At 66.3% G+C, this 19,254-nt stretch carries 18 protein-coding genes; 7 read left to right on the forward strand and 11 right to left on the reverse strand.

Annotation, left to right across the window (positions count from 1 at the left end; genetic code table 11):
- Window positions 1–15: 15 nt before the first annotated feature.
- The 3 genes from ACTWQO_RS25795 to ACTWQO_RS25805 form a co-directional block, all read right to left on the reverse strand.
- Entirely contained in the window at window positions 16–258 is a 243-nt protein-coding gene (locus ACTWQO_RS25795) for a hypothetical protein (RefSeq protein ID WP_443239738.1), read from the reverse strand.
- 565 nt (window positions 259–823) lie between these two features.
- Window positions 824–1,471 carry a hypothetical protein gene (locus ACTWQO_RS25800; protein WP_443239739.1) on the reverse strand — a complete coding sequence of 216 codons (648 nt, stop codon included), beginning with the start codon at window positions 1,469–1,471 and terminating at the stop codon, window positions 824–826.
- 323 nt (window positions 1,472–1,794) lie between these two features.
- A complete protein-coding gene (locus ACTWQO_RS25805) occupies window positions 1,795–1,938 on the reverse strand; it encodes a hypothetical protein (RefSeq protein WP_443239740.1) in 144 nt (47 codons plus the stop codon).
- A gap of 385 nt (window positions 1,939–2,323) precedes the next feature.
- Here ACTWQO_RS25805 and ACTWQO_RS25810 point away from each other — a divergent pair, with 385 nt between their 5' ends.
- Window positions 2,324–3,334 carry an aldo/keto reductase gene (locus ACTWQO_RS25810; protein WP_443239741.1) on the forward strand — a complete coding sequence of 337 codons (1,011 nt, stop codon included), beginning with the start codon at window positions 2,324–2,326 and terminating at the stop codon, window positions 3,332–3,334.
- 449 nt (window positions 3,335–3,783) lie between these two features.
- Here the strand turns inward: ACTWQO_RS25810 and ACTWQO_RS25815 are convergent, their stop codons facing one another.
- Together ACTWQO_RS25815 and ACTWQO_RS25820 are read right to left on the reverse strand one after the other, a co-directional pair.
- Window positions 3,784–4,440, reverse strand: a complete 657-nt coding sequence (locus ACTWQO_RS25815) for a response regulator (protein ID WP_443239742.1) — start codon at window positions 4,438–4,440, stop codon at window positions 3,784–3,786.
- Window positions 4,437–5,588 (reverse strand): sensor histidine kinase, encoded by a 1,152-nt coding sequence (locus ACTWQO_RS25820; RefSeq protein WP_443239743.1) that lies wholly within the window; start codon window positions 5,586–5,588, stop codon window positions 4,437–4,439. Before ACTWQO_RS25820 ends, ACTWQO_RS25815 begins: the two co-directional genes overlap by 4 nt.
- Before the next feature lie 212 nt (window positions 5,589–5,800).
- Between ACTWQO_RS25820 and ACTWQO_RS25825 the strand changes: the two genes are divergently transcribed.
- From ACTWQO_RS25825 to ACTWQO_RS25840, 4 genes are all read left to right on the forward strand, one after another.
- Complete coding sequence (locus ACTWQO_RS25825; protein ID WP_443239744.1) at window positions 5,801–6,331, forward strand: peptidoglycan-binding domain-containing protein; 531 nt, start codon at window positions 5,801–5,803, stop codon at window positions 6,329–6,331.
- Between the two features lie 73 nt (window positions 6,332–6,404).
- Window positions 6,405–6,593, forward strand: a complete 189-nt coding sequence (locus tag ACTWQO_RS25830) for a hypothetical protein (RefSeq protein WP_443239745.1) — start codon at window positions 6,405–6,407, stop codon at window positions 6,591–6,593.
- A gap of 34 nt (window positions 6,594–6,627) precedes the next feature.
- On the forward strand, window positions 6,628–7,332 hold the full coding sequence (locus tag ACTWQO_RS25835) for a peptidoglycan recognition protein family protein (RefSeq protein ID WP_443239746.1): 705 nt from the start codon (window positions 6,628–6,630) through the stop codon (window positions 7,330–7,332).
- A gap of 1,032 nt (window positions 7,333–8,364) precedes the next feature.
- A complete protein-coding gene (locus tag ACTWQO_RS25840; protein ID WP_443239747.1) occupies window positions 8,365–9,093 on the forward strand; it encodes an HNH endonuclease family protein in 729 nt (242 codons plus the stop codon).
- A 187-nt stretch (window positions 9,094–9,280) separates the two neighbouring features.
- On the opposite strand, the gene ACTWQO_RS25845 is transcribed toward ACTWQO_RS25840, so the two are convergent.
- Window positions 9,281–9,523 carry a DUF6207 family protein gene (locus ACTWQO_RS25845; RefSeq protein WP_443239748.1) on the reverse strand — a complete coding sequence of 81 codons (243 nt, stop codon included), beginning with the start codon at window positions 9,521–9,523 and terminating at the stop codon, window positions 9,281–9,283.
- Between the two features lie 649 nt (window positions 9,524–10,172).
- Here ACTWQO_RS25845 and ACTWQO_RS25850 point away from each other — a divergent pair.
- A complete protein-coding gene (locus tag ACTWQO_RS25850; RefSeq protein WP_443239749.1) occupies window positions 10,173–10,784 on the forward strand; it encodes an SMI1/KNR4 family protein in 612 nt (203 codons plus the stop codon).
- 67 nt (window positions 10,785–10,851) lie between these two features.
- Here ACTWQO_RS25850 and ACTWQO_RS25855 read toward each other — a convergent pair whose 3' ends face one another.
- The 3 genes from ACTWQO_RS25855 to ACTWQO_RS25865 all read right to left on the reverse strand — a co-directional run bounded on the left by ACTWQO_RS25855 (window position 10,852) and on the right by ACTWQO_RS25865 (window position 16,923).
- Complete coding sequence (locus tag ACTWQO_RS25855) at window positions 10,852–15,351, reverse strand: golvesin C-terminal-like domain-containing protein (protein ID WP_443239750.1); 4,500 nt, start codon at window positions 15,349–15,351, stop codon at window positions 10,852–10,854.
- A 112-nt stretch (window positions 15,352–15,463) separates the two neighbouring features.
- Window positions 15,464–15,973, reverse strand: a complete 510-nt coding sequence (locus tag ACTWQO_RS25860) for a hypothetical protein (RefSeq protein WP_443239751.1) — start codon at window positions 15,971–15,973, stop codon at window positions 15,464–15,466.
- A complete protein-coding gene (locus ACTWQO_RS25865; protein ID WP_443239752.1) occupies window positions 15,970–16,923 on the reverse strand; it encodes a hypothetical protein in 954 nt (317 codons plus the stop codon). The genes ACTWQO_RS25860 and ACTWQO_RS25865 overlap by 4 nt, the downstream gene beginning before the upstream one ends.
- 207 nt (window positions 16,924–17,130) lie before the next feature.
- Between ACTWQO_RS25865 and ACTWQO_RS25870 the strand changes: the two genes are divergently transcribed.
- Window positions 17,131–17,619 carry a hypothetical protein gene (locus ACTWQO_RS25870; protein WP_443239753.1) on the forward strand — a complete coding sequence of 163 codons (489 nt, stop codon included), beginning with the start codon at window positions 17,131–17,133 and terminating at the stop codon, window positions 17,617–17,619.
- A 109-nt stretch (window positions 17,620–17,728) separates the two neighbouring features.
- Here the strand turns inward: ACTWQO_RS25870 and ACTWQO_RS25875 are convergent, their stop codons facing one another.
- Window positions 17,729–18,100 (reverse strand): hypothetical protein, encoded by a 372-nt coding sequence (locus ACTWQO_RS25875; RefSeq protein WP_443239754.1) that lies wholly within the window; start codon window positions 18,098–18,100, stop codon window positions 17,729–17,731.
- 207 nt (window positions 18,101–18,307) lie between these two features.
- Window positions 18,308–19,090: an integrase core domain-containing protein gene (locus ACTWQO_RS25880; RefSeq protein ID WP_443239822.1), complete on the reverse strand. Its 783-nt coding sequence runs from the start codon at window positions 19,088–19,090 to the stop codon at window positions 18,308–18,310.
- Window positions 19,091–19,254: the final 164 nt, after the last annotated feature.

Genomic DNA, 19,254 nt, shown 5'->3' on the forward strand with positions numbered 1-19,254 from the left:
GGGGAGTCTGCTTGCCTACTGGGGCCGTGAGGGGCCTTCGAAAGGGTTTGCCAGTTCGATGCCCCCTTCCACGGTCACCACGCCGCCGGCCAGCGAGCCGGATTCCGCGTTGATGGAGACATCACCGCCGACCGCCATGCCATGATCGTCGGCTGAGATGCCGGTGGGGCTGGCATGGTGAGCGGCAAGGCGAATCACCTGTGCCAATTCGTCGGCTGCCGTGCGGAGTTCTGCATCTGCGAGGGAATCCAGCAGCATTTCCCACCGGGCCCGCCAAGAAGACTCCCACCGGACCAGGGCAGTACCCGCGCCTTGCTGGTCTGCCAGGTCCCGGGCTGTTCCCTCCAACCGTGCTACTTCCGCCGTGTGCCTGTCTGCGTCGCCTCGGGCAAACAGCCGAGCGGTGCGATCGCGGACTGCCCCCCACGCGTCTGTACCTACAGCCTGGACCACCGCGGTGCCTCCCGCCGCGGCAAGAGCCACTAGCGACTCCGACAGCATCATCGTCCCCCGAGATTGTGCTGCGTCTGCTCGCCGTACCCGGCCCGCGATAGACCGGTTTGGTTACTGTGCCCGGAGCAAGCGCATGGCACAGCCTGCCGGTTGGCTTTGGCTTGTTACTGACCGTGCATAAGCCAAAAACATAGAGGTGCCGTGCCTGCGTCGGTCACCTGTGTGGCCCGGGGGACGGTCCTGGTCCTGCACTGCTTGCTCGGCCACATCAGCAGCGACGCAGGTGAAGCGATGGGACGGGTCCCAGGAAGATCCGCTACCTGGTCTGCTCCGCGTCCGCCGCCTCGCGGCATGGCACACCGCGGCGCTGTCAGGCGTCTGCTGGGGCGGACTGCTCCTCAGAGTGCGTGGGTGCGGCCTGCTCCGGCAGATCAGGAGCAGTGTAGAAGACCGAGGCGCCCTGCTTGGTGCGCTGAGCCTGGCTTTTGGCAACGAGCCCCTCGAGCGTGACGCGCACGACCTTGGTCTTGATTCCGCGCTCGGGATGGGCCTGGCTGAGAGCGGTGGAAATTTCCGCCGCGGAGCGGGGTTCGCCCTGCTCGGTGAGGTGGCTGCGGATGAGTTCCACCAGGGTGGGCTGTGTTGTCTTCGCGGCTGCAGCCTTGGCCGGGGGCTTCTTGGCGGCGGACTTCCTGGCCGTCGGGCTTCCCTGCGCGGCTGTGGTCTTCCTGGCTTGCCGCTTGCCGCTCTGCCCGGCGTCGGTCTTCTGCCGGGGAGAGGGTACTGCGGCGCTCTCGGGGGGCGCAGTTGCGGGCGAAGCCTGTGTTTCCGGGATGCCGAGTGCCTGTTGCATGTTCACCAGCACGGTGTGGTCCTGCTGCAGGGCGGACAACTGCTCCTGCAGGGCGGTGATTTCCGCACCGATGCGTTCCTGCTCCTTGAGGTTGCGCTCAAGGTCGCCGGTCACCTGGGCGATGTAGTGCGATGTCAGTTCAGTGGTGGTCGTGCTCTCGGACATGGTGTTGACCTTTCCTCGGTTTGCGGCCGTGGTGCAGGCTCTGCGGGGCGGCTTCGGGCCGGGCCGCATCCCTCTTGGGTTGTGCTGGCGACGGTCAGTGGCGCCGTTACTGCCGCAAGGTGTCTGACGTTGAGATAGTACGGACAGGCGGAGCCGGTTGTTCCTCTCGCGTGAATGCCCTCTGTCCGGGGCCAGCCTCAAAGCCGCGGGTCTGATACCTGCGGGGCCCTACCGCAGGGCCGGTTCGTACACGGGGCTGGGGCACTTGCCAGAACGCTTCGTCGGTCTCCCGGTTGTGATGCCAGGCCTAAGCGTGCGTGTGGTCACCAGCCGGTCGAGAAGTTCTCCCCTCTGCTGGGGTGAGTGCCGCACAGGCAGGTGAGGATGTCCATCTCGGTGCTGTGTTCGGCATCGGCGGACGTGGGTACGGTCAGCCGCAGGGTGGGTGGTGTGGTCGGCAGGTTCAACGGCGCGGGGTGCAGGGCTCAGTGGGCGGCGCGGCAGCGGGCACGGCGACCGGTGCCTGGTCCAGGACTGCGGCATCAAGCAGCTGCACCTGCGCGGGGGCGGGCCTGACGGCCGACGGCTCCAGCCGGCTTCCGAAAGGTTGGTTTCGTAAGCGAGAGCGAGCAACGTTTGTCGGCCGCTTTGGGCAGCACTTAGCGATCAGACGGCTCGAAAATGTCGGCGAGAACTGACAACGCCGCAGGGCGAGGTCGTTCCCCGATGCCTGTGATGGTGGCCGGCCGCAGACGGGCCACGACATCTGCTTAAGGAAGCGAGCTCTCGCGCTGCCGAACGCCGGTTGTCAGCAGCTCGCCTGGGCAGGCCGGCCCTCTCTAGGCTGCCTTCATGGCGAACACATCCGGAGCCGCACGGCAACCGTCCATGCCGCTCCGTCGGCTCGGATCTGACGGCCCTGAACTGCCGGTCATCTCCCTCAGCCTGGGATCGTACTTCGGGCCCGGTGGCACCTTCGAGCATCAGCGCGAGACGCTGTGCCGCGCGTTCGAACTGGGCCTCACCCATTTCGACGTGGCTGACCACTACGGGCCTCCGGACGGTGCGGCCGAGCAGACGCTGGGACGGGTGCTCGCGCACGACCTCGCGCCGCACCGTGACGAACTGATCATCTCCACCAAGTCCGGGCACCCGCTGGACGATGGACCCCAAAGCACGTCGCTGGTCGACGCACTGGACAAGTCCTTGCGCCGCTTGGGGCTCGACTATGTCGACATCTTCTACCACTACGATCTGGCAGACCCTACTCACCGGCCGCCGATCAACGTCACCGACCAACTCGACGAGATAACGCGATCGGGCCGGGCCCGATTCGTCGGTCTGTGGAACTACGACGCGGATTGGCTCCCGTGGGTCGCGCGGCACCTGCGTGAGCGGGGCATCCCGCTCGTCGGTGCCCAGTCGTCCTACTCGATGTTCGACCGGCGAGCGGAACACAACGGGCTCCTGAGCACCCTCAGCGGAACCGACCTCGGATGCGTCGCGAGTGATCCGCTCGCGGAGGGGCTGCTGATCCACCCGTACCGGGGCGGACTCCCGGCTACGGGCATCAAGACCGTCACCGACTACTGGATAGACTTTCACCGCCGCATGAATGAGACCACCATGGGGCGCATCGATCAGCTGTGGGGGGTTGCCCGGGAACGCGGACAGGATCTGGCCCAGATGGCGCTGTCCTGGGTGTTGCGCGATTCGTGGATGACCAGTGCCATCGTCCCGGCTCAGCTTCCACGGACGCTGGAAGGTTACGTCGCTGCGGTCGACCGGCTCGATTTCACCGAAGACGAACTGGAAGTCATCGAGGACGCCACCGACCTCTTCACAGGCGACGACGACAGTTGAGAGCAAGCCTACGCATCGCAGTCCCTGCCTCTCACCCGATGAACCGGCCGGTGAATCGGCGGTCCCGGGACGTCATGGCACTCGATGGGACCCGCGCCCGTCGCTCTGCGGGACGGCCACTCAGCCGGTGGCGGCGTCCTGTGCCCAGGCTGCCCGGGTGCTGGCGAGTCGGTAGGACTCGGTGGCGCTATCGCTGCCTCATCCCGCAGAGCACTTCGATGCTCCCACCGCAAGCCCCCAAGCGTTGCCAGAACTCACGGACATCGCTCTCCGGCAGAGCCGGGTGTTCTCGGCCCTGAACGACAAGCGGTGTCAGCTTCCACCTACAAAGCCAGAAAGGTGGCTGAGATTCACCCTCTGCCCAGTTGAGGGTAAGGCGCTGTCCTGTTGGAGTGGTGCATCCGTAGGATCACGTCATGACTGCCGATGCCCCGCTCAGCACTCGGCCGCTATCCGCCCGGAGTGACGAGCCCCGATTCGTACGCCACCACTACCGCTTGTGCCCTGCTGTCCAGGTCTAGCTTGGTCATCGTGCGGTTGAGGTGGGTTTTGACGGTGGCCTCGCTGATGTAGAGGCGGTCGGCGATCTCGAGGTTGGACAGGCCTCGTGCGATCAGTTTCAGGACTTCGAGCTCGCGGGAGGTCAAAGCATCCAGGTCCGCGGGCTGTTCGTCGGCGGTCTGGCGGGCGTACGCCTCGACCAGGCGGCGGGTGACGCTGGGTGCAAAGAGCGCGTCACCACTGGCGACCGCGATGACTGCGGCGAGTAGCCGTTCCGGGCCGGAGTCCTTGAGGAGAAACCCGCAGGCTCCGGCGCGCAGCGCCCCGTACACGTACTCGTCGAGGTCGAAGGTGGTCAGCACCAGGATCCGGGGCGTGGGCTCGGCGGCCTGGGCGAGGATGCGTTCGGTCGCTTCAATGCCGCTCATGCCGGGCATCCGGATGTCCATCAGGATCACCTCGGGAGCCGTCTCGGCGGCGAGCGCCACGGCCTCCGCGCCATCGCTGGCCTCACCGACCACCTCGATACCGGGTGCGGCGCGCAGCAGCCCGACCAGTCCGGCCCGGATGAGGAACTGGTCGTCCACGACGAGCACGGTGGTCATCTGGTGGCGTCGTCCCCCCGCCCTGCTGCCCGCGCGGAGGTCGGCAGGGTCAGCCGCACGGCGAAGCCCCCTTGCTCCTGCGGGCCGATGCTGATCTGCCCGCCGTAGAGCTTGGCCCGCTCGCGCATGCCAAGCAAGCCATGCCCGCCGTCGCTGCGTACTCTGTCCAAATTCACCCCCTCTCCATCGTCCGTGACCGAAACGGTCACCTGATGCGGTTCATACCTCAGCCGTACCTCCGCACTCGCGCCGGGCGCGTGTTTCAGGACGTTGGTGAGCGCCTCCTGCACCACCCGGTAGGCACACAGTTCCACGCCGGGAGCCACGGGGCGCGGGGTGCCCTCGACGGTCACGGCGACCGGGACCCCGCCGGCGCGAACGCGTTCGGCCATCTCCTCGAGGCGGGCCAGACCCGGCATCGGGCCGACCGGGGCACCGTCGTCGGCGGCGCGCAGCACCATGAGCATGCGGCGCAGCTCGTCGAGAGCCTCCTTGCCGCTGGCGTCGATGGTGTCGAGCGCGGTACGCGCGGTCTGACGGTCGGTGTCGAAGACGAATCGGGCGAGACCGGTCTGCACGGAGATCACGGACATGTGGTGGGCGACCACATCGTGCAGTTCGCGGGCGATCCGGCCGCGTTCCTCGGCCACCTCGCGCCGGGCTCGCTCGGCCTGTTCCCGGCGCAGCTGCCGGGTCAGGTCGGTCGTTCGGCGGGCGACGACGCCGAACCGCCACAGCACCGCCGGATAGACCACGGCCTGCCCGACGACGGACGGCCACGAGTCGGTGTGACTCACCGCGCCCGCATAGATCCAGACCCCGCCCATCAGCGCGGCGCAGGGGACAGAGACGCGCAGCGCTTGCAAGGAGGCGACGGTGTAGACGGCGAGCATGGGGCCGAAGCTGCACACCACAGGCCAGTAACCGGCGCTGATGTAGACCAGCCAGGTCGCGTGCACGAGGCAGCAGACCACGACAGGGGCCCGGCCGCGGAGCACGAGCGGCAGATGGACCAGGACCACCAGCGCATAGGCGGTCGCGTCGAGCGGGTCCTGCCCCTGGCGCGCGGCCTCCGGTCCCAGCAGCACGGCCACACTGGTCAGCGCCGCCGCGATCAGCGCGTCAACGGCGAGGGGGCGGATCCGCATCGCAGCAGCGTAAGGCCGGTTCCGGCGGATGGGCGTCAAACTCCTGCGGTACCACGGAAGTTGCAGGAACCGGACGGCTACCGCGCTGGTCTGCACGGGAGTTCAACCCCGCGTGGGACGCGGGTCGTACGGGGCGGACCGTACGTTCTGGGAACACAAGGGTCCACCAGGGACGGGTTCCACAGCCCTTCCTCTTTCCGCACGGGGGAATCATGCATGCACGAATCCCATGGCGTCGTACGACCGCGCTGACGGCCGCCGCGGCAGCGGTGGCGATCAGCGGCCTGACGGCCGCGCCCGCATCCGCCGCCAACGGCTACGCCGCAGCTGCCTACGTAAGCGGCAAAGGCGGCTTCGCCGACGACTGGTACGACGAGGGCATCCTGTCGACCAGCACGAACACGAACTCCAACGCGACGTGTCTGTGGCAGAAGGTCCTGTGGGCGGATGGACTCCTCGCGTGGGAGGACATCGACGGGATATTCGGCCCGAAGACCCGCGACGCCACCCGGACGTTCCAGGCCAGGCACCATTTGGACGACGACGGTGTGGTGGGCGAGGACACGTTCGGCTGGGCGGGCAGCTACGGCAAGCTCGAGGACATCGATGGTGACACGACCGTCGACAGGTACATCGGCCCCCGGCACCGCTTCACCATCTGGCGGGACGGGGACGGGCACTACGGATTCTACGACGACGGCGTCAAGCGGAGCGCGGGATACAACTACCGCACCTGCAGCTGACGAAGCCGGCTGAGTACTGCGGTCATCAGCTGGCACGTGAACCGCTGCACCGGCCCGGGACCGGGATCCAACGGTGTCTCACGACGCCCCGTACCGCTGGTCGCTCCCCAAGTCGGCTGAAGGGGCTCGCACGCTGGCGGTGGTCCGCACCACCGCCATCCAGAGCCCGACGGTGACCGCCAGGGGTTCAGAAACAGGGGCGCGCGCCATCAACCACCTGCCGGTCCTGATCGCGGACACCATCGCTGAGGTGAGCGCCTGACCGCAATGATCAAAATCCATCAAAGAGGGACAAGATGAGTGCAGGAAAGTCTCACTGGCAGTCAACCGAACGGGAGTGGGCGCAGCGGACCGAGGCAGTCGGAGGGCAGAAGCTGACCAGGCCATCCGGTGAGCAGGTGCGTGAGGCCTTCGACGCGGAACCGCTCTCAACGCCGCGGATACCGAGGTTCATCTCCCGCTCGGAGTGGAGGGCCGCAGCGCCCACACAGATCGACACCACCCACTTCTGGCCGGAATGGGGTGGCGTAGCAATCCACTACGAGGGCGGTGGGAAGGAGATGCGTCCGCAGCACACCCCCGACACAGCTCTGCCTCATTTCGACGACTGCTACTTCCAGGTGCGGCGCATCCAGCACGTGCACCAGCATCCCCTGCCGCTCGTCGGCGGCGAGCGGTACTGGGACATCGCCTACAACTACCTGGTCTGCCACCATGGGTACACCTTCGTCGGGCGCGGCATCGGCTCTCAGCCGGGGGCCAACGGCAACCAGTGGCACAACGAGCGCTACTACGCCATCTGCGGCCTGATCGGGTCCGATGACCCTCAGCCGTCGCAGGCGATGCTGGACGAGATCAAGGCCGTTGCCGACTGGGTCCGGACCTACGACCAGGCAGGTGCCAACGTCAAAGGGCGCCACGTCAAGGGGCATCGGGACTTCATCAAGACGGAATGCCCAGGCCAGCTCTACTCGTATATAGGCAAAGGCACCTTCGACTGACTCCGCTTTGAAACCCTGCTTCAGGGCTGGCGAGGAGTCCGCAGGACGAGCGCTGATGCCCCTCTGTACTGCGGGTATCTGGATGTATGTCGGTGGCCGGCAGCGGTCATCCTGGCCACGCGGTTCACCGGGAATCTTCCCACCTCTATGTGGGATCCTCACCCGTCGGCGGTTGCGTTTCAGCAGGTCGGCGCATTCCGTCGGTTGGTCGAACCCGGGGGGTCGCAGTCGGGTGTGGATGGGCTGCGGGCGCCGGTGTGGCGGGAGGTGGAGGCGCCGTCCGTTGCGGGGTGCTCAGCCAGTGCGGCCACGAGCCGCCGTCCCCAGCTTCTGGGAGTCTCGGCGGGGGGAGGTGCGGCGGCCAGCGCCTGTGCGAGTCGGCCCATGAGGCTGGCGGCGCGGATCATCCGTACTTCGGGTCTTGGCGGTGGCTTGCGGAGGTTCGGGCTACGGCGGCGAATTGACGGTAGAGGGTGGTTTCGAGGTGACTTCGCCTGATCGTGCGAAGTTGCTGGACCGGCGTGCAGTGGAACGGCACGGGCTGATGGGGAGGCGCCGAGGCGGGGCTTTCGGCGGGCTTGTGCGGGAGTCTTGCACGTGCCAGGTATCGGACAGGAGGTACCTGCCCGAGTCCGTTGAGGCCCGGGGAAGTCGCTGCGCTACCGGCCGTACCCGGCGGCGCAGCCGCCGTCTGGGCGCGCAGAGCGTGTGGGGCTGCAGTCGGGCACGGCGGGGGAGTTGGGTCGTGCCCGTCAGCCGGCGGGGGTGTAGGTGACGGGTGTGTTGGGGCAGTCGGCGGCGAGGTCGCTCAAGGTGGGCTGATGGGCCGCCGTGAGGCTGCGTCCCTGCGAGGCGCCTGCTTCACGAGTCCCAGCCGCCCCGGCGACCGGATGCAGACGCAGGCAGCCGGAGGGCGCGGGGGAGGCGGGTGCGCACCTGACAGTGAGGCAGTGAGCCGCAAGTGCACCGTGCCCAACAGCTTGGGGTGCTTGGGACGATGAGTCGCCATCAGAACTCGAGCATGGAGCTCAAGTGTCGCTACGCCGCCATGTATTCGTCAGTGCCGGCCTGCTCCTGGCCACCGTCACCGGCTGCGGCACCGCCGTGACATCCGAGGATGCAAAGCCAACCACCCCGACTACCACCACCACGCCGGCCGGCCGGTCCGCCGCGCCGGGCGGCACTCTCGGCGCTACCCCGCTTGCCGAGGCCGTCGCCCAGCTCCGTGCGGCGGAGGAAGTCGACCGCGATGGATATGCCCGCGCCCGGTTCAAGCACTGGGTCGACGCTGATGACGATGCGTGCGATACCCGGTCCGAGGTGTTGATCGACGAGGCGGTCAAGGCCGTCCAGCAGGGTGAGGACTGTGAACTGACGGGTGGTGAGTGGTTGTCGTACTACGACGAGGTCACCGTCACCGAAGCCTCCGGGCTCGACATCGACCATATGGTGCCGTTGGAGGAGGCGTGGGCGTCGGGTGCCACGGGTTGGACGGACGAGCGGCGTGAGGCGTACGCCAACGACCTCGGCGCTGAGCGGTCGCTGGTCGCGGTCACCGCGAGGACCAACCGGTCCAAGGGCGGGAAGGATCCGGCGCGGTGGCTGCCGCCGGCCCCATCGGCGCGCTGCGCCTACGCCGTGGACTGGACCGTCACGAAACTCCGGTGGGGCCTGGCGGCGGACGACAAGGAACTCGCGGTGCTGAACAAGCTGGTGGAGGACTGCCCGGACGCCGCTGTGTCCATCAAGCCCGCAGCCTGAGCCGTGCGGTGTTCGGTTTCCTGAGAGCGGACGGTCGCACGTCCCGGCACTGCGCCGGGCCGGGTGGCTGAGGACCGACCGGGGTGTCAGTGCCACTTCACCAGCCCACCGCACGCGTCGGGGGCAAGTGTGGCACCGTGGACTTCGGGCCTGGTCCGTCACTCCCCCCGTGGTGGCGGACCAGGCCTCACTGCGTGCCGGTGACCGGCTCCGGCGGGGAGGCTTGGGCGAGGACCTGCCGCAGATCGGTGTACATACGCAGCCGCACGCCGGGCTGGCCGACGTCCCGGGTGGTGCGCTCGGCGATCGACGTCCCCCACATTCGGGCGATCGCGTCCTGGAAGGCGAACACGGTGTCGTCGTCCAGGCCTGCCACGTCAACAACGAGCAGGCCGGGTTCGGTTAGATGCGTCTCTCGGATCGGATCCACGTCTGTCAGTACGTGCTCGGGCACGGCAGAGTTCTGTACCGGCCCCGGATTCACCCGACCGGAGGAGTTGTCAGCGGCGGGGTTTACCGTCACCGACATGACCACTTCGCTGAACTCCTGTGCCAACGCGTGGGTGTTGGAGGCCACCATCCGGACAGCGCCCGCCGCCGATCCTCAATAGCAGGAGCAGAAACGCCCCCGGATCAGCTCCGCACGATTGCAACGTACGACCCAGCAACCCAGACGTGGTGTGCCCGCGTGGGTGCGCTCAAACTGGCGGGCGTGCAGGTGCTGCAGTGCCTCTTCGACACCGCGCGCGTCCGCCGACCAGGTCCATCTGCCTGGCTGACCTCACCGATCGGAGACCCGCCGAGCACCTCGCGGACAGCCCGGTAGCGGTACTCGGCCAACTGCTGTACGTCCACGACCACTGAGCGAAGCAGCGGCCTCAGCGGGGGACGGGAGTTGACGGACGTTCAGCCGAACGTGTCAACCATGTCCAGGGCGCAAACGGTCAAGCATCTCCTGAGACCTCACGCCGACATCTTTGGGTACATGTCAATGAAAACTAGCGGAAGCCACCTGAAATCCATGCCCTGTAGAGGCCTCCGGCATCACCACGCGCCGGAACAGACGATATACATGCCTCATGCCTCGCCCAACACATGACACAGTCCAACTGTGGGAGCGGTTCGAACACTGGCTGTCCGAGCATGCCCCCGGCGAACACGCGGCCCTGCGCGCCAGGGCCACGGAGGCGGACATCGCACGTCTGGAGGAGGAGCTCGGCTTCTCTCTCCATCCGGAGCTGAAAGCGCTCCTGGCGCGTCACGACGGCGTGGCTCCGCTACGCGGAAGCGCTGATCCGGGGGCGTTTCTGCTGAACTACGCGCTGCTGGACACCAAGGGGATCCTGGAACAGCAGCGCCACCTCGCCTCGATGGCTCAGGACGCCATTGAGGAGGGTGAGGAGGATCTGGTGGTTGGCAGGATCGCCCACAGCATGTGGGTTCCGTTCGCCCAGGCCTTCTCGGGCGACATGCTGTTCGTGGACCACCGGGAGGGCGCCCACTACGGTGAGGTCGGCGAGATCTCCTTCGGCGACCCCGACTACCGGGTCCTGTGGTCGAGCCAGAACATGATGCTGGAAGACCTGTGCGCGGGCGTAGAGAACGGTACTCCGGTCACTTCGCTGCCCCGGGTTCCCTCGGTGCACGAAGGACGCAAGCTGGAATGGCTCGTCTCCCGGGTACAGGGCTGAGGAGCTTGGCGATGGCCTGCCGGATCCCTGTGTGGATCCGGCAGGCCATCGCCTGTTCGGGATTGGGTCAGCCGAGGTCGCAGACCGAGTCGATGTCGCAGCCTTCCAGACCTGTCTGAACGTAGTACGCGTCGTTGTCCAGCAGTCTTACCTCCGAAGTGAAGCGGCCCAGATCACCGCCGGCCGCGGTGTTCTGGGGGGCAGTGATCGCGGCGCGACCGCAGAGCTCGTGCCAGGTTGGGTAGTCGTAGTTCTCGTCGAGCTTCAGCGTGTACGTCCCGTCGCTGTTCTGCACGGCGTACATCTGCGCGCAGAACTTGCCCGAGGTGAGCTTCATGCCGCCGCTCTCGCGAGACTTGGCGAACGGGTACTCGTCGCAGCTCGTGCCGATCGCCTTCGGGTTCGGTTTCCATTCGGCGACCGCGAGCTCGCACATCTTGTCGCGGTTGTCCTTCGCCGTCGCGTCGTCCGCCAGCCGGTGCAGCGGTGACTTGTGCTCCTCGCTTCCGGGGTGGGAGTTCAGCATTTCCATCAGCACCCAGTAATAGGCGGCCGCCGCCGGGTACTTGTGCTTGTTGAGGGGCAGAGTCGGGGTTGCCTTGTAGAAGACACAGCCCGTGTTGCCGCCGACCTTGTTGTCGCAGCGGATGTCGAAGGAGTCGGCGGCCCACTTCTGGTTCGCCGGGATGACCGCGTTGGGAGTGGTCCACGTGGTGGTCCAGTCCAGGTCGAGCTTCGACTCGCCGCCCGCGACCTTGTTCCAGCTGTGTGTGTTGGTGCGGGTGGCAGTGTGCGTGTCGCCGGTCGTCCAGGTGAGGCTGCCGATCCACGAGCCGGTGGATTCTGTGCAGGCGGTCGTGGGCCAGCAGTCCTCCGTCATGCTCGCGAGGCTCGTGGAGCTGATCCCCGTCATGCTGATGAGAGAGAGTTCGGTCCAGGTGGTGAACTGCTGGGATTTGGTGTCCAGCTTGATCTCCTGGACGACCTTCATGGTCGCACTGCCGATGGGTGCGCCGTCTCGCGTGGCCTGAAGGGCGATGGCACCCTTCAAACAGCCCTCGATACGGGTGTACTGGTAACTGGTTCCGGAGGCGTCCTTGCACCACCCGACAGGGCCCGCCGCCGCTGCGGCGAGCGTCCGGGATTGCCGCAGAGCAGTCGGATCAGTCGTGGCCGTGTCCACTTCGTCCAGCGACAGGTAGGTCGCACACAGCTCGGTGCCGTCGTTGCCTGTGGCACAGTTGGTCGGCCCGGCGTCCGATCCAGCGGGCTGCTGACCGGACTTGGCCAGGCCGGACGCGGTGAGACCGGACGTGGGCGGGTCAGCGGGGCGAGCCGTCTGCGCGGCCAGGATGTCGATGTCGGGGGCGTTGGGATCGGCTGCCCCGAAGACGACGTCCGGCATGGTCTCGTAGTCGCCGGGGACAAACGCGATCGCGTCCCAGGCGATGTCCTTGTCGCCGGTGCCGTCGCTCGTGAAGTTGGACAGGCTCACTTCCGGGACAGTGTCGTTGAAGCGGTAGAAGCCTAGGTCCACCCACTTGTTGGATTGGTTGGCGTCCTGGGAGATCGTCTTCGTCCTGGTGCCGAACGCAGTCTTGATCTCGTATGTGGCCTGGGTTGTCTGCGCCCCGTGGTCCGGGATGTGCGCGTAGACCCTGGCCTGGCCGCCATCGGGGATTTTCTGACCAAGCTTCCAGACGCCGATGGCCCGCATGCGGTTGGCGGTGCCCATCGTGGACTCCGGCTGGCGAGTGTGGGCGAAGTAGAAGTGGTTGCCGTATCCGGCGCCGATCTGGTGGGTGTCGATCTTGCCGGGGTAAGTGCCGTTCCACATGCTGTAGTTGAGCGTGAAGGATCCGTCGGACTGGGAGGCTCCGCAACTGCGCGCGCCGGAGCCGGCCGGGGTGGTGCCGTTGGGCACGTCGTCGACGATCAGGGCGTTGCTCGCCAGCCCGCTGGAGCAGCGCGGCGGGTAGGAGTTGGCGTCGGGCTGCTCGGGGTAGGTCGTGTTGAACCGGTGGACCTGGTTGCCGCACTGGGCGTAGGTCGTGCAGTTCTTCCACTCCACCGACTTGTTCCACCAGCAGTGCAGCCAGTGCGGGTTGCTGCCGCTGTTGCCGGAGTCGAGGGTGCAGGCGCCCAGACCCGGGTCGTTGGAGTCGTTGTCGCCGATCTTCGACTCGTCGCAGGAGTTGGAGGCGTCGCAGAACAGGTCGATCGGCGGCTTGGCCGTGGTGCGGTACGCGTTGTCGTTCCACCATGCGTATACGTAACCGGCCCTGATATCGCCGGGTCCGAACAGGGCGGCGATGGGACGTGCGGCCCAGCCGATAACCTTCTCCTCGTAGGGCCAGTCCTGCGGGTGCGCGGCGTCCGCGTAGTTGTCGCCGCCGGACGCGTTCTCCAGGAACGGCAGCCGGTTGGCCTTCCACAGCGGGTTGGCGGGGTTGTTGGTCCAGCCCACGCCCCAGTGTCCGGCGGAGTCGGCTGTGTCGTAGAAGCCGGAGTTGTAGGCCCACAGGGCGAAGAACCAGTTCTCGATCCACTTGGGGTGGCCGTCGTTGACCTTCATCCCGGCTTTGCGGGTCTGATTCCACTTGTCCGACAGGATCTGCGCGCCATAGGCGATGTTGGCGGTGTAGTCCAGGGCGACGGCCTCCTGCTTGGGGGTGCTCATCGCCGTCTCGCCCGGCTTCTCCTTGCCGGCCAGCCGCATGCCGTCGGTAGCCTGCGTGATGCCGTAACCGCAGTCCGCCTCGGACCAGTCGATGGCCCATGGGTCCTGCTGCTCGCCGGACGCGCTGTAGTCCACGCCGTAGTAGTTGCCGATGAGACTGTTGGACGTCACGCCGGGCACGGCAACCCGGGATGCCTGCCACATGTTGGACTCCTGGGCGGTGACGCCGAGGAGGATCTGCGAGGGGATGTGCCAGCGGTCGTTGTCACCGTCTTCGGTGTCCAACTTCCCGTTGGGGTCACCCTCCAGAAGAATCGGCGGGAACAGACCCTGCGGCTGGTAGCCGCCCATGCCGGTGTTCTTCCAGTTCGCGGACCGGTAGAAGTCGAGCTTGCCGACGACCGCTTGGTCCACCGCCCACTCCACCTGACGCGGGGTCGGCTGGAACGCCTGCTTTTTAACGTCGTTCCGAGCGACGGCACAGGTGCGCTCGGCTGCGTCCTCGCTTGGGTCGGAGGGCGAGGCGGCAGCGAGTTGTGTACGCGCGGTCTGCGTCGACATCCCTCCCCTGTCGGACGCACCGTCCTGGGAAGCAGGCGTCTTCGCAGGCTGCGGCAGCGCCGGGGAGGTTGCTGCCCCCTGTCGTTCGGCCTTCGCACCTCCGATACGGTCCTTGCCAGGTACGGCATCCAGGGTCACGGTCTTATTCGCGTCCAGCAGACGCAGGCTGATGCGCGCGGTGCGCTCGGTCAAGGCCTCCTCGGCCCGGATGCGGGTGTCCTTGCCGTCCGCCCAGGCGGTGGTGACCGCGGCGCTGCCATGGCTGGAGACGAGCGCGCTCTTGGTGATGCCGCCGGGGTTCTTCACCGTCATTGGCAGCGTGCCCTTGCTGGTGGCCCTGCCGGTGATGTAGACGGTGCCGTCGGCCGAGGAGGTCAGGTCCCAGTCGGTGAGCTTGCCGGTAGCCACCGTGGCGGCCTGGGCGTCGCGCTTGGCGATCTGGCCGGCCGTCAGGCGCTTGGCGTAACTGGTGGACGCCTTCTTCGTGCTGGTGCTCTTTGTGCGGTCGATGTAGGTGACACCGCCCATGGCGTCGACCGTGAGCTGAAACGGTACCGACTCTGCGCGCGTGATCTCCCTGAGCCTGCCCCTGGCCTGGGCGGCGACCAGCCGGTTGCCGTTGGCAGCGATGATGCCGCTCCTCGTCGGCACGGCGGAGGTTACCTGACCTGGATAGGTAGCCGGGGTGCTCGCCTTGCCTGTAACGGCGTCCACAGTGACCAGCCGGGTCTGCTGTTTGGCGTCGCCCTCGTACGAGAGCTGGGTGAACACGGCCTGCTCACCGTCACCGCAGCCCGGGCTGAAGTAGGCCAGCGACGCCTGGAAGGGCAGCTTGGTGACCGTGCCGGTGGTCAGGTCCACGAGAGCCGTGAAGGCCCCCCGCGCCATGAGTTCAGGCTTGTTGGTGAACGTACGTGGTGCGTAGGCGACAGCTGCCCGCTTGCCGGAGGCGGTCAGACACGCGTTACCGATCCAAGTATCGGTGTCGAAACCGGGCTCGGAGAGAGTGGCGGCGGTCTTCCAGGCGTAACCGTTGTTCTGGTCGGCGACCAGGAGGTGGAATCCGGTGCCGTCTCCTGAGGTGGTGAAGGCAGTGTCGGTGGACTTCTTGTAGCCCTTGCCCAGGAGTTCGGCACGGTCCTTGGCGGGGACGTCGGCAGGCTTGTCGACATCCCGGGTGTCCGGGGCCTGCCCTTGGATGACGTTCCTCGGTGGCGTCGGTTCGGATGCCTGCGCGGGCAGGCTCAGTGGTAGGGCCAGCGCCGTGGCCACAGCGACAGAGATCGGCGCCAGGAACCGCTTTCTTGTTTGCACTGTGTGTCTCACGCTTGTCCTTGATCGGTGTTGGTCGTGCACCGTCGGGATTTCCACGGAAAGGCGGTACCGCCGCGTGTCACCGCACAGTTGAGTGTGGTGACACGCGGATAGGGCTGAGGGCCTAGTACCTCTTATGGGAAGCGTTGTCGTTCTTCAGCTCAGGCACGAGATTTTCCGCCAAGCCGCCGTAACCGCCGCAGGAGCCGTAGATGGCCTGGGAGATGCTCTGGTAGCCGGACCCCCAGTAGACGCGGTTGTAGACACCGCATTCGGCATTCGCCATGGAGGCGGCGTTGTTCTTGAGAGGTGTCCCGTCTCCGCTGTCCGTGGTGCAAGTGCCGGGAAGCATTCCGTAGTGAAACACCAGGCGGACCAGGGTCGCCCCATTCGGGGAGTAGCCGTAGTGGTCGGGGACGCTCCTGTTCGAAATGTAACAGGAGCCCTGCCCGGAGTTGGTAGTCGAGCCACGGCTGTTGTAGTAGAGCGCGAAGCAGTACTTGTTGCCGCTGGAGGTACAAGCGTCTGACTCATAGGAGGTGGCGGCTTGCGCGGGCTGGGCGCAGAAAATGCTCGCGGCGATGAGCGCGGCGGCGGGGACCGAACGGATCAGGTTGCGTATGGCCTGGGTCACTTGTCACTGCCTTCCGAGATCACTCCTTGCGCGGCCGCCTTCACGGTGTTCTTTTCGGCGAGTTCGGCGTCGAGAGAGCTCTTCTTGGCAGCAATCTGCTGCTTCTGGATGGAGGTCTCCTCCGCGTACCAGACCGAGATGACGCCGGTCTCGCCCTTGCAGGCCACGTCGGCGGTGGCCACCTCGATCTCCTCCGCCGACGCCGCCGGCGTCGACAGGTTGAAACTTTCAGCGGGCTTGTACGGATCGTCGAACGCGTAGCCCTTGGTCTTCATGCACGCTGCCCAACGCGCGATGACGTTCTGGACAGCGGGCCGCTGCAAAGACTCCGTCATACTCGACGCGTTTACTTCCGACACACTCTCGCCCTGGGTGAGATGCCCGAGTTGGCGTTCAGCCTCTGCACGACACCCTCCCTCGGGAACCGTTACTCCGTTGTATGTGCCACCCGAAAGCTCCGGCCCGTCTCCGAGGAACACGGCCTCCTCTGGGCCGGCGGCCGGCTCCCATGCTGGCGGCTCATCCATCTGCTCCGGCGGCAGGTGGTACCCGTATTTCGCCGCTTGTGTCGCGTCTGAAGCCCCGTACCTTCTGGGCATGTTGGCGTCGTTGAACTCAACCGGCGGGTTGACCCCCGGAATCGGCGGGTTGAACTTTTCAAAGCCGAACTGGACCATACAGCTGACCCAGAGGTCGCGCTGAGCGCGCTGCCACTGCACGACGTCCGTGTACCCGACAAGGTACTTCTCCACGGGCAAGGACAGCCCCTTGGCCAGCCCACGCTCAGGCGTAGGACTCGGCCACTTACTCTCATCGACAGCGTTTGCTGCGACCGTCTGCGGTGAAGGCTCATCCGGTGCCTCACCCACGCCGCCGGTCGCGCTCACCGCCACGCAAGCAACGAGTGCCGCTGCCGCGAATAATCCGGTAAGCGCGTGCCTCTTGCGCATGCATTACCCCCTCACTGATTGTTACATGTGCATGACATGTGGAAACTTATCCCGAGCCGCTTCACGGCGGCTACACAGACGTGATCACGGAAGGGCAACGACTGGTCTGGACCCTTGCGTGGCCTAAAGGGGCAGCCGACGATGGTACGGGCCAAGCAAGTTCGCTGGGCTGGAGGCGCTAAGTGAAGGCGCAAGGAGGAGCGTTCCGTGTCGAGGACCACAACGTGGAGCGCGGTCGTTGCCTCCGTGGCCCTGGCTACGTTCGGTGTGTCCTGCAGCACAGGCTCAGACACCAACCTGCCCGGTGGTGGCCGTGCCGTCGAAAGTCAGGTCGACAGTAGTGCGCCCACCGCTGAGCCTTCAGCGCCACCAGTACCGACTGCAACACCGGTCGAGAAGGTCCGTGACGCCTTCGCCGGACTGCAGGCGACCTTGGATGATTCCTGCACGCCTGACAGCTGCGCCTACTTCCTGAACCGCGTCTTCGATGAACTCCAGCGCTTGGACGGTGCCATGAAGGCGTCCGAGAAGGGGCCCAGCCACTTCGCCGAGCCGATCAGGTTGATCGAGGAGCTAGACACGGAAGTCGGCACCGACGAATCCTTCGGAAACCTCAAGAAACACCAGACCACATTGATCACCACTCGCAACAAGATCAACGCATGGATGCAGGGCCACCCAGACGACTACAGCTGATGCAAGACCTCAGCTCCCGCCAATGACGCAAGGCAGCGTGGCTGTGTGAGGTCTCGGGACATGTTTGACGGTTCGTCATCAGTAGGTGCTTGACGTACTGATGTGCGTCTCAGGAGATGCTTGACGCCTTCTGCCTGTCCTCGTGTTTGGATACGACTCGGATCTTGCTGATGGGGCCGGGGTTCCTCCGCTCCTTGACGGCGATCTCTTCGCCTTCGTGGAGGATGCGGAAGTGGGTGTCCTCGATGATGACCGTGACCAGCTTGCCGGCGTTCTTCTTTCCGAGCTTCAGGCGCTGGCTGGTGACCATGATCCCGCCGCTGTCGCTCACGCGTCGCTGCACCCGCGCGGCTCCGGTCGGCAATGCCGGTGCGGGTAGGCGCCCACCGGCGGTTCTGACTCCGCGCAAGGTGGGCAGCTGGTCGCGGCTCACGGGGCAGGGCCACGTGCCGATGAGCGTCTCGTCGGCGATGGCGTGCATGAGGTGTCCATCGAGCCGCAGGGTGATTCGGCGTCTCGCGAAGCTGTTGCTGACCTGGTAGGCCTCGCCTTTGAGGCTGATCAGGCCGTCGCGGTGGACGAGTCGGTCGACCTCGACGGTCTTGGCCAGCCGGGACGGTCAGTCCTCCGATCTTTCCGTAGCGCCGGGGCGGCTGGAGGCGGTCCGGCAGGTCGGCATCGCGCATGGTCAGCCAGCGAGATTTTCCTCGGTCAGCCGTGAGGGGACCGTCTTGACGAGGTGGCCGTCCAGGGTGAGATGGATACTGCGCTGGTCGCCCCAGATCGTGAGGGTGCGGGCCGGCCGTCGCGGGCGGGACTGCGGTTTTCTGGACGCCGGGCACCAGGGTGAGGTGTGGCCTGGGCGGGACCCGGGCCTCGAATTCGACGGCACCGTACCCGCTGGGGGTGGTGGAGGCGCCTCCATCACACGAACAGCGAACGGCTCAGTCTCGTCGCCCAAGTCGGCGTCTATGGGCGGCGGTGTGGGCCCGGTGCGGGCCGGGCCGTTGGGCCGAAACGAGCTGGCTGGGACTGCCATGTCCAGGGATTGGTGAGGCCGCTGATGGTTGTAGGCGGCGACCCATTCGTCGATCGCCTGCTGGGCCGCTTCCTGGGACGCGAATGGCGCGACCTGGTCGAGGAACTCCTCCCGCAGGGGCCTGTGAAACCGCTCGATCTTGCCGGTCGTCGTCGGCGAGCGTGGCTTGGTCCGCCGCGCTGTGATGCCGTTCTCGCGGCAGACCCGCTCGAACAGCACCTCGGCCGGTTCCGGCTTGTTGTGCCGTCCCGTGAACTGTTTGCCATTGTCCGTCAGGACCTCCGACGGGACGCCGTAGCGGCGCATCGCCGCGGCGAACGCCTCACAGACCACACGGCCGCTCGGCACGGCCACCACGGCGGCGATCACCACGAAGCGGAAGTGGTCGTCGATCCCGGTGACCATCTTGCACTCACGGCCGTCCGCGAGCATCACGCCGCCGACTAGGTTGACCGCTGAACTGCTGTACCACGGGGGAACTACGTGAACTCCTGGGTGGGAAACACGCGACCGTTCACATTCCGAAGGTGGCACAAGGTTCCCGGAAATGATCTTTGAGTGGTGCGGGTGGGAACTGGCGGAAGTGGGCCTCTGAA

This window comes from Streptomyces sp. 4N124 (assembly GCF_052245395.1).
Classification (GTDB): domain Bacteria; phylum Actinomycetota; class Actinomycetes; order Streptomycetales; family Streptomycetaceae; genus Streptomyces.

Excerpts from the sequence above, each read along its gene's own strand:
- ACTWQO_RS25810 (WP_443239741.1), top strand. The coding sequence starts at position 2,324 with ATGGCGAACACATCCGGAGCCGCACGGCAACCGTCCATGCCGCTCCGT.
- ACTWQO_RS25815 (WP_443239742.1), bottom strand. The coding sequence starts at position 4,440 with ATGACCACCGTGCTCGTCGTGGACGACCAGTTCCTCATCCGGGCCGGA.
- ACTWQO_RS25825 (WP_443239744.1), top strand. The coding sequence starts at position 5,801 with ATGCATGCACGAATCCCATGGCGTCGTACGACCGCGCTGACGGCCGCC.
- ACTWQO_RS25880 (WP_443239822.1), bottom strand. The coding sequence starts at position 19,090 with ATGCTCGCGGACGGCCGTGAGTGCAAGATGGTCACCGGGATCGACGAC.
- ACTWQO_RS25795 (WP_443239738.1), bottom strand. The coding sequence starts at position 258 with ATGCTGCTGGATTCCCTCGCAGATGCAGAACTCCGCACGGCAGCCGAC.
- ACTWQO_RS25865 (WP_443239752.1), bottom strand. The coding sequence starts at position 16,923 with ATGCGCAAGAGGCACGCGCTTACCGGATTATTCGCGGCAGCGGCACTC.
- ACTWQO_RS25800 (WP_443239739.1), bottom strand. The coding sequence starts at position 1,471 with ATGTCCGAGAGCACGACCACCACTGAACTGACATCGCACTACATCGCC.
- ACTWQO_RS25835 (WP_443239746.1), top strand. The coding sequence starts at position 6,628 with ATGAGTGCAGGAAAGTCTCACTGGCAGTCAACCGAACGGGAGTGGGCG.
- ACTWQO_RS25875 (WP_443239754.1), bottom strand. The coding sequence starts at position 18,100 with ATGCACGCCATCGCCGACGAGACGCTCATCGGCACGTGGCCCTGCCCC.
- ACTWQO_RS25850 (WP_443239749.1), top strand. The coding sequence starts at position 10,173 with ATGCCTCGCCCAACACATGACACAGTCCAACTGTGGGAGCGGTTCGAA.
- ACTWQO_RS25820 (WP_443239743.1), bottom strand. The coding sequence starts at position 5,588 with ATGCGGATCCGCCCCCTCGCCGTTGACGCGCTGATCGCGGCGGCGCTG.